This is a genomic window from Skermanella sp. (assembly GCF_059503625.1).
Window position 1 is genome coordinate 1 of record NZ_JCACHA010000829.1, and the last position, 8,780, is coordinate 8,780.

Consider the following 8,780-nt stretch of genomic DNA (forward strand, 5'->3'; position numbering starts at 1 on the left):
CGTTACATTTATGTGGCGATATTGCAGCCATAAGGGCTCGGTGCAGGGTAGAGATACTACGGCAGCACCAAGTGATTTTTACGGATAGTGAAAACGATCATTCAGGCCGCTGCCGATGCCCTGACCTCGGTCGACAAAAAGACCGTCGCCTTCGTTCCGATCCCGGGCTCGCTTTCGACACGGAACTTCCCGCCGTGCAGCTCCACCAGCGCCTTGACCAGCGGCAAGCCCAGACCGGTCCCCTGGTATTTGCGGGTATGGGAGTTCTCGACCTGCCGGAACGGTTCCATCGCGATCTCCAGATCGGCGGCGCTCATGCCGATGCCGGTATCGGCGACCGACAGTTCCACGAGCCCCTCGGCGGGGCACCGGATGGCAACCGTGACCCTGCCGCCGCGCGGCGTGAACTTGACGGCATTGGACAGCAGGTTCAGCAGCACCTGCTTCAGCTTCGTCCCGTCCGCTTGCAGGGAAAGCGCTCCCGGAACGGACCATTCGACGCTGAGGAGCAGCCCGGCGTCCTCGGCCCGCCCGGCGATCAGCCGCTGGCACGACTCCACCACATCCCGGATGTCGACGGTTTCCCGGTGAAGCACCATCCGGCCCGCCTCGATCTTCGACAGGTCGAGGATGTCGTTGATGATATCGAGCAGCAGGTGGCCGCTCCGGTGAATGTCCGAGACGTATCCGACATAGTGCTGGTCGCCGACCGGACCGAAGCACTGCGTCATCATCATGTCGGAAAAGCCGATGATGGCGTTGAGCGGCGTCCGCAGCTCGTGGCTCATGTTCGACAGGAACTCGGACTTGGTACGATTGGCCAATTCGGCCCGCCCCAGGGCCGCCACGAGCTTCTGCGACGTCTCCTCGGCGATCAGCGTCTTCTCCCGCGCGGTCGCCAGGGCGCTTTCGGTCATGGCGATCTGTTCATGCAGGACCGCCTGGGTCGCATCGAGTTGGGCGACTGCGCGCCTGAGCACCCGCAAGGGCAGAATGTGGACCGACACATAGGCGCCGATGCCGAGTACGAGGCCGACGAGACCGAGAACGCCCAGCCGTCCCAGGAACGGGTACAGGCTGACCTCCAGGACGACGCTTCCAGCCGCTTCCGAAGCCATGACGATCGGCGACGACTGAACCAGCTTCGGTCCCGACGGGCGGTCCCCGCGCATGAATACCAGGTTGCCGTCGATGTCGTAGACAAGCTGGCAGACATCGTCGCCGGGCAGGACCACGAAGGCGATCAACTCCTCCAGGCGATGCTTCGCGAAACGCCACGCCGGCCCCTGGATATAGGCATATTCCGACAGCCTGTCGGCCGCCAGCCGCGCCTGGAACTGGCGGTATGCGACCTGATCCCAATACGCGACAGTGCCGAATCCGGCCGGCACCGCAACCGTCGTGGTCAAGCCGATCGCTATGGCCAGGGTCCGGACGGCCCACTCCAGACGCGCGAAGATCGCATTCTCGCTCAATGAACGGCCTTCGCTTCCTCGACGGCACCCAGCGAGAGCAGCACATCCCGTCCGTCCGGTGACTGGACGAAGGAAACGAACCGCTTGGCGGCTGCCGAGGGCTGCGCCGACAGCAGCAGACATATGCGAAACGAGAACGGGTAGGAGCCGTCGGACACCGTTCCGGGCGAAGCCTCGACGCCATCCAGCAGCACCGGATGCAACTTCAATCTCTCCGCCCGGATCTGCATAAGGGAGGTCATCGCCAGCGAGCCGGCCGTGCGCTGGGCGAGATCGGCATTCTCCTGGTCCGTGGCGCCCACGGGAACGCCCCGCCGCCGGTGCGCCTCATCAAGGGCTTCCGCCATCCCGGGAACCGACTTGATGAGATACGGATACTCGGAACCGGACCGTGCGCGGAGAATGATCTTCAACGGCGTGCCGTCGGGCCAGACCGGATGCGGGTCGCGGAACAAGGCGGGCAACTCGTCCCTGCGGATGCCGTAACCATGCGCCTGATGATTGGCGGCAAAGACCAGAGCCGTGATGACGCAGGCAGCTTCCCGGACGCCCTTGGCCTTCTCCTCCGGTTTCAGCTCACGGGCCGCGAGGGCCACGTCGATCACACCTTCGGCAAGGGCCTCGATGCCTCCCGTACTGCCCAGGCTGGCCAGCACCTCGACACGGACGCTGGGGCTTCCCTTCTGTATTTCCGCCCCCAGAACCCGCATGGCGCCCAGTGCCGCCCCGGTTCCGCCGATGCGGATCTTTTCACTCGCATGCGAAGGAGTAGCAAGGGCAAGACAGCCAAGCAGCGAAAGGAGCGAAAGGAGCGATAGAGCTTGTGCGAGGCGACATCTGTCGTAACGCATTGTTCCGTCTTCCCCTAGGGAGATACCCGGATTTGGGAAAGCGAATCTTTAAATAAAATTATCGATAGTTCAATTAGACCTCAGACATACCCCTAAAGAGCTTACGGGTTTGCCGAATTTCTCATCGGCGGGCCGCGTCAACGCTTTCTCCATCCTACCTTGGCCGGGTCCTGTCCAGAAACTCCAGCAGCGCGTTGCGGAACGGCGCGATACTCTTGTAGCGCGCGGTGGCCTCCGGCAAGCCGCGCACCGCTTCCGCCAATCGGCTCAACTCCTGCGGGCGCTCCGCAAGAGCTTCCAGCGGCCGCTGATGGGTGCGGATCGTGAACAGGACGGCGCCGGTGCGCGGCAGCCGGCGCAGGGTCTGGCGCTCGATCCGCAGGGTGATTCGGGCGCCGGCGTTTTCCGGCGTAATGTCGGGGTCGGTGTCCCGCCGGCCATGGCCGACGGGCTGGAACAGCGCCGGATCGTCCGTCAGCGACCAGTTGAGCCGCCAGACCGGGCGCTCCGGCGCCAGCATCCCGATGAAGCGATCCACCGGCTTGCCCAAACGCTCGGCATAGGACGGGACCGGCGCGTGGATCGCCGGCATCGGCCGTCCCAGCTTGTCCGACAGGCGCCAACGGTTGGGAAAGCACAGGACTGCCGCCGTCAGCCGAAGCCCGCCTTCGGCGTCCTGAAGGATGCACAGGTCCTCCTGGACCAGCCGGCCTGCGATATCCAGCGGGTCAAGGACATCGCCCTCCACGGTCCAGCGGTCGCCGCTGTCCCGGTTGACCAGTTCGGCCCCGGCACGTTCGAACCGATCCGGGAACCTCTCCGGCAGAAATCCCGTCAACTGGTCCAGCACCTCGCGGCAGGCCGCTTCCGATCCCGGCAGCGCGGCCAGCACTTCAGGGCGCCGTTCGTCCAGCAGCGACTTCCGCAATACGATCTCGGCCGCATACCGGCTGTCGATCTCGATCCAGTCCGTCGGTTTCAGGGCCATCAGCCCCATGGTCATGCGATAGGGACCGCCGGCGAACGGCAGATAGTCGAAATCGGGCTCTGACGTCATTATTCGGCCCGGTCCATCACTCGGTCCAGTCCATCACTCGGCCCAGTCCATCACTCGGTCTGGGCGGTTTCTTCCGGGATCTGATGCTTCAGGATCACCGGCATCTGGAGGGCGCTGAACACCAGGGTTAGCGGCATGATGCCGAACACCTTGAAGTTGACCCAGGCGTCGGTCGGCATGGTCCGCCAGACGATCTCGTTCAGAACAGCCAGCACGACGAAGAAGCACGCCCAGCGCACCGTCAGGATACGCCAGCCGGTCTCCGTCAGGCTCAGGACCGTACCCAGCAGCGGCTTCATCACATTGCGGCGAAGCGCCAGACTGGTGAACAGGACGGTGGCGAACAGCAGGTTGACGACGGTCGGCTTCAGCTTGATGAACAGGTCGTCCTCAAGCCACAGGGTCAGCCCGCCGAAAAGCAGCACGAAGAAGCAGCCGACCAGCGGCATGATCGGCAGCTTGCGCTCGAAATGCCAGGACAGCATCACGGCGACCGCCGTGGCCGCCATGAAGGCGCCCGTTCCGGCCATGATGCCGGCTTGGCTATTGGTGACGAAGAAGACCGCCAGCGGTCCCGCTTCGATCAGGAGTCGGGTATATTGATTCACGATGCTACAAATAGCGGCGGAACGCCGGGTCATAAAGCAAAATCCGCAACCCGGCGCGCCGCCGCCTACTCGCTTGGTCTATTCACTCGGACTATTCGCCCGGCCTATTCGCCCGGACTTCAGCCGGGGCGACGCTCGCCGGGACCGCCTTCGGGGCCGTGACCGTGACGGGGACCGTGGTCGCCGCGGCCGTGGTGACCGCCCATTCCGCCATGCCCGCCCGGACCGTGCCGCATGAAGCGCTCGACCATCTCGTCGGCGGTCTTCTTCTGCTCGTCCGTGAAAGTGGCGTAGACTTCATTCAGGGCGGGACGGACCTGCCGGATCTGCTCCAGGCGCGCCGTCATCATCTCTTCCATGCGCTGGGCACGCTCCGTAAGGTTCGCCGGCGGCTTCATCTTGGCGGGATCGGCACAGCGCTTGGCCATGGCGCCGTCGCTGTTCCTGACGGCCGCCGCGAACTTGTCCCAGGCCGGACGCTGCGCGTCGGTGATCTTCAGCCGGGTTTCGGCAAAGGCAATGCCGCCGGCCACCATGGCTTCATGGTTCTCGCACATCCGCTCCATGCGCGGGCCGGGGCCGTCTCCGCCCGGTCCACCCGGACCGCCCTGGGCGAACACCGGAATCGCGGCGGTCAGCAGGGCGCCAAGTGCGACGGTCGCCAAAACGGTACGCTTCATGATCATCTCTCCATTTTCGTCATCCAAAGCGGGAACGTCCGCTTCGATGACCTGATAATGGGTCCTCCCCGTTGCCGCTTCATGTCGGCTGAGGGGGCATTTGGTAACGGTCTGTAACCGCTCCGTCCCATGTAACGATCCGTTACAACATTTCTCTCACCACCCTTCCCGCCTCTGAACGATATTAAGGCCATGGACAAGCAGCCCCACCTTCTCGTGGTAGACGACGACCGGGAAATCCGCACCCTGATCTCCCAGTTCCTCACCAAGCATGGCTATCGCGTATCGAGCGCCGCCAACGGCGCCGAGATGATGCAGACCTTGAACACGTCGCGGATCGACCTGATCGTCCTGGACCTGATGATGCCGGGAGAGGACGGGCTGTCGCTCTGCCGCCGGCTGCGCGCCCAATCCGGACCGTCCGGCGCCATCCCGATCATCATGCTGACGGCGATGGGGGAAGAGACCGACCGGATCGTCGGCCTGGAGATGGGCGCCGACGACTATCTGCCGAAGCCCTTCAACCCGCGCGAGTTGCTGGCCCGCGCCAAGGCCGTGCTGCGCCGCTCCACCGGCCTGCCGGTCGGGACCACGGCCGAGCCGGGGCAAAGCCGGGGGCTGACCTTCGAGGGCTGGCGTCTCGACATCGCCAAGCGGGAGCTATGGTCGCCCGACAACGTCCTGGTCCAGCTCAGCGCCGGGGAGTTCGACCTGCTGGTCGCCTTCGTCGAGCACCCGCAGCGGATACTCACCCGCGACCAGCTCCTCGATCTGGCGCGCGGGCGCAGCGCCATGCCGTTCGACCGCAGCATCGACGTCCAGGTCAGCCGCCTGCGCCGCAAGATCGAGCCGGACCCTAAGGAGCCGACGATCATCAAGACGGTACGCAGCGGCGGCTACATCTTCACGCCGGCCGTCACGGGCGCCGCAGCAGGCGCAGACATAGGCACCTGACATGCTTTCCGCCCTGGCAACCCGCATCTTCTCGTCCGGCATCGCGGTCCGTCTGGGCTTCACCGTCCTGATGGCGCTGGCGCTGACCCAGGGCGTCAGCGCCCTGGTCTACCTGACCGACAGGGGCGGAGAGCCGCCGCCGCGCCACCACCCGCGCGAGATGGTCGAGCGGGTTTCCGCGATCATCCGGCTGGCCGACGAGACGCCGCCGCAGTTCCGCCCGCGCGTGGTCCGCGCCGTCGATGCGCCGGGGCTGGAGGTCGAATGGCGGCCGACCGCTCCCGAGTTTCACCACAACCAGACCGGCTTCCCGTTCGACGGCTTGCGCCGCCGCATGCGGGACGCCTTGGACGACCCCAACCGCGAAATCCTGATCGAGGTCCATCACGGCAAGACCCGCTCCGCTCCATCCGGTCCGCTGGCGCCGCTGGAAGCCCGGATGTTCGGCAACCAGATCCAGCTGGCGACGCCGCTGTCGGACGGCACGTGGCTGGTCTTACGGTCGGATCCCGACCGCGACGGCCCGTTTCGCCTGCTGCGCTTCGCGCTGTGGATGGGGCTGGTCGGCCTGATCATCTTCGGCCTGTCGCTCTGGGTCGGCCGGCTGCTCAGCGCTCCGCTCAAGCGCTTCGCCGATGCCGCCCAGCGGCTCGGCATCGACGGCGAGGCGCCGCTGCTGCCGGAAGCCGGCCCGCGCGAGCTTCGGCAGGCGACGCGCGCCTTCAACCAGATGCAGACGCGCCTGCACCGGTTCGTCGAGGACCGGACCCAGATGCTGGCCGCCATCAGCCACGATCTGCGCACCCCCCTGACTCGGCTGCGCCTGCGCGCCGAGTTCGTCGACGATCCGGAACAGCAGCGCAAGATGCTGGCCGATCTGGAGGAGATGGAAGCGATGATCGCGTCCACCCTCGCCTTCGCCCGCGACGACGCAAGGAAGGAGCCTCGCGTCGCGATCGACCTCGCGGCCCTGCTCCAGAGCCTGGTCGACGACCTGGGTGATGCCGGCTACACCGTGGAATACTCCGGTCCCGAGCACCGGACCTTCGCCTGCCGTCCGGTCGCACTCAAGCGCGCGCTCGGCAACCTGATCGACAACGCCCTGAAATACGGCGGCTGCGCCCGCGTGGCGCTGCTTGACCAGCAGGAACCAGGATACGTCGCCGTCAGGATCGACGACGACGGCCCCGGCATCCCCGTATCGGAGCAGGAGAAGGTGTTCGCCCCCTTCTACCGCCTGGAACGATCGCGCAGCCGGGATACCGGCGGCACCGGCCTGGGCCTGTCGGTCGCCCGCACGATCGCGCGAGCCCATGGCGGCGACGTGACCCTGGTGAACCGCCCGGAGGGCGGCCTAAGCGCCACGCTGATCCTGGCGGAGGTTTGATGCACTCATACCAAGAAATGGAGAGATTGACCTGTGAGAATACACTCGCCGCGTAGGTCGGTCTAAAGCGAAGCGGCAGCCGACATAGACGCGCCTGCTTGTCGGCTGCCGCTTCGCTTTAGACCGACCTACGGCGGAAATGCCTTTACTGGTGAATTCCTTCGGCCATTAGCCTCAATACGCGTATACGTGCTCCGGATAGCGGACTTCCGCCGCCGGATCGCGCTTGAAGTCCAGCAGCAGCACGACGCGGGTGTCCTTGCCCCGGTTCCAGGCCTCGTGCTCCGTGGTGTCGTCGAACACCATCACGCCGCCCGGCGTCCAGCCCCTGGTTTCCGGTCCGACGCGGATCGCGCTGTCGTCCGACGGCAGCAGGCTGAGATGCGCCCGCAGCACTTCCTTGGTGTAGCCGAAATGCGGGCCGATATAGGTGCCGGGCGCCAGCGAGGAGAAGCCGGCGGTGAGCAAGCCCGGAATGCGCTCGATCGCGGCGATCGTCTTCGGGCACAGCGCCGCGTGCTCATCGACCTTCACGCCGAACTTGTAGAGCGGGAAGACGGTCCAGTTACCGTCATAAATGCTCTTTTCGGGCCAGGAAATGAAATACTGGGCGGACAGTGCCAGCAATTCGGCACGTATGTCCGTCCAGACCTCCGACAGCGCGGTAACTGCGGGGAAGTCCGCTTCATTCAAAAACATGGTTGCGCCTCACAGAAAAAATATACTGAAAGGAGAATTTTACTCGAATGCCCCATATCAAAAAACGGTCCCGGAATCGAACCTTATCTGTGCGATACTCCGACCGCCGGTTCCGCCGCGACCGCCGCGATCATGCCGGCCCGTGTCCTGGGCCAGGGCTTGGGCAAGTCCATCGCGCGCGACAGGTCCGCGAGAAGCGGCGCCTGAAGGCGGGCTTTCGACAAGGTCCCGGAATCCGCCAGCACGTCCGCCGCCGGCCCTTGCGCGACCGTCGATCCATTGTCGAAGACGGCGACATCGGCCGCCCAGGCATAGGCAAGATCGACGTCGTGGGTGGACAGAACCAGCGTCGTCCCCAGGGCAGCCACCGACTCAAGTGCCGCCATCAGGCGCGTCACGCCCTCGGCGTCCAGGCCTGCGGTCGGCTCGTCCAGCAGCAGCACTTCCGGCCGCATCGCAAGCGCTCCGGCAATGGCGACGCGGCGCTTCTGGCCGAAGCTCAGCATATGCGTGGGCCGGGCGGCCAAGCTGGATATGCCGAGCGCGTCCAGCGCGCCGCCGACCCGTTCCCGGACCTCGGCATCGCCAAGGCCGAGGTTGAGCGGCCCGAAGGCAACATCGCGCTCGACAGTCGCGGCGAAGATCTGGTCGTCCGGGTCCTGCAAGACCAGCCCGACGCGGCTGCGCCAGTCGCGCAGGCCCGTCCTGTCGTAGCGTCCCGGCGCCCCGCCCAGCAGCACCCGGCCGCCGCGCGGCTTGAGGGTCCCGTTAAGGTGAAGGAACAGCGTGGTCTTGCCGCAGCCGTTCGGTCCCAGCAGCGCTAGATTGCGGCCTCGCCGCACCGTCAGGTCGATGCCGCGCAAGGCCTCGACCCCGCCGGGATAGTCGTAGCGCACGGCTTCCGCCGCCAGAACTATGCCGTCCATAACAGTATATCGTCCGTTCGCCGCAGCGGCATGTTCAGATAGTCCATGCAATGGACACCGCGACGACGGTCGCAGGCAGCAGGGCGCCCGCGATAAGCAAGGCGCCGGAGGCAGCGCGGCCGCTGGCCAGCTGCGGCAGGTCA

Annotated in this window: 9 protein-coding genes; 2 read left to right on the top strand and 7 right to left on the bottom strand. The window is 65.6% G+C overall.

The annotated features are described in order from the left end of the window. Nucleotides 1–101: 101 nt before the first annotated feature. The 5 genes from AC5JJ6_RS29855 to AC5JJ6_RS29875 form a co-directional block, all read right to left on the bottom strand. On the bottom strand, nt 102–1,475 hold the full coding sequence (locus tag AC5JJ6_RS29855) for a sensor histidine kinase (RefSeq protein WP_496045541.1): 1,374 nt from the start codon (nt 1,473–1,475) through the stop codon (nt 102–104). Next, on the bottom strand, nt 1,472–2,326 hold the full coding sequence (locus AC5JJ6_RS29860) for a PstS family phosphate ABC transporter substrate-binding protein (protein ID WP_496045542.1): 855 nt from the start codon (nt 2,324–2,326) through the stop codon (nt 1,472–1,474). Before AC5JJ6_RS29860 ends, AC5JJ6_RS29855 begins: the two co-directional genes overlap by 4 nt. Nucleotides 2,327–2,480: 154 nt before the next feature. Continuing rightward, the gene (locus AC5JJ6_RS29865) at nt 2,481–3,383 is read right to left on the bottom strand and encodes a heme-dependent oxidative N-demethylase family protein (protein ID WP_496045543.1); all 903 of its coding nucleotides are present in this window, start codon (nt 3,381–3,383) and stop codon (nt 2,481–2,483) included. A 50-nt stretch (nt 3,384–3,433) separates the two neighbouring features. Next, nucleotides 3,434–3,991, bottom strand: coding sequence for a septation protein A (locus AC5JJ6_RS29870; RefSeq protein ID WP_496045544.1), 558 nt, complete (start codon nt 3,989–3,991; stop codon nt 3,434–3,436). 119 nt (nt 3,992–4,110) lie between these two features. Beyond that, nucleotides 4,111–4,671, bottom strand: a complete 561-nt coding sequence (locus AC5JJ6_RS29875; RefSeq protein ID WP_496045545.1) for a Spy/CpxP family protein refolding chaperone — start codon at nt 4,669–4,671, stop codon at nt 4,111–4,113. 192 nt (nt 4,672–4,863) lie between these two features. On the opposite strand from AC5JJ6_RS29875, the gene AC5JJ6_RS29880 reads away from it, so the two are divergent. Both AC5JJ6_RS29880 and AC5JJ6_RS29885 read left to right on the top strand, forming a co-directional pair. Continuing rightward, nucleotides 4,864–5,625: a response regulator gene (locus AC5JJ6_RS29880; RefSeq protein WP_496045546.1), complete on the top strand. Its 762-nt coding sequence runs from the start codon at nt 4,864–4,866 to the stop codon at nt 5,623–5,625. A gap of 1 nt (nt 5,626) precedes the next feature. Continuing rightward, nucleotides 5,627–7,012, top strand: a complete 1,386-nt coding sequence (locus tag AC5JJ6_RS29885; RefSeq protein WP_496045547.1) for an ATP-binding protein — start codon at nt 5,627–5,629, stop codon at nt 7,010–7,012. Nucleotides 7,013–7,186: 174 nt separating this feature from the next. Here the strand turns inward: AC5JJ6_RS29885 and AC5JJ6_RS29890 are convergent, their stop codons facing one another. Then, nucleotides 7,187–7,711 carry an aspartyl/asparaginyl beta-hydroxylase domain-containing protein gene (locus AC5JJ6_RS29890; protein WP_496045548.1) on the bottom strand — a complete coding sequence of 175 codons (525 nt, stop codon included), beginning with the start codon at nt 7,709–7,711 and terminating at the stop codon, nt 7,187–7,189. A gap of 83 nt (nt 7,712–7,794) precedes the next feature. Then, nucleotides 7,795–8,637, bottom strand: a complete 843-nt coding sequence (locus tag AC5JJ6_RS29895) for an energy-coupling factor ABC transporter ATP-binding protein (RefSeq protein ID WP_496045549.1) — start codon at nt 8,635–8,637, stop codon at nt 7,795–7,797. Between the last annotated feature and the right edge of the window lie 143 nt (nt 8,638–8,780).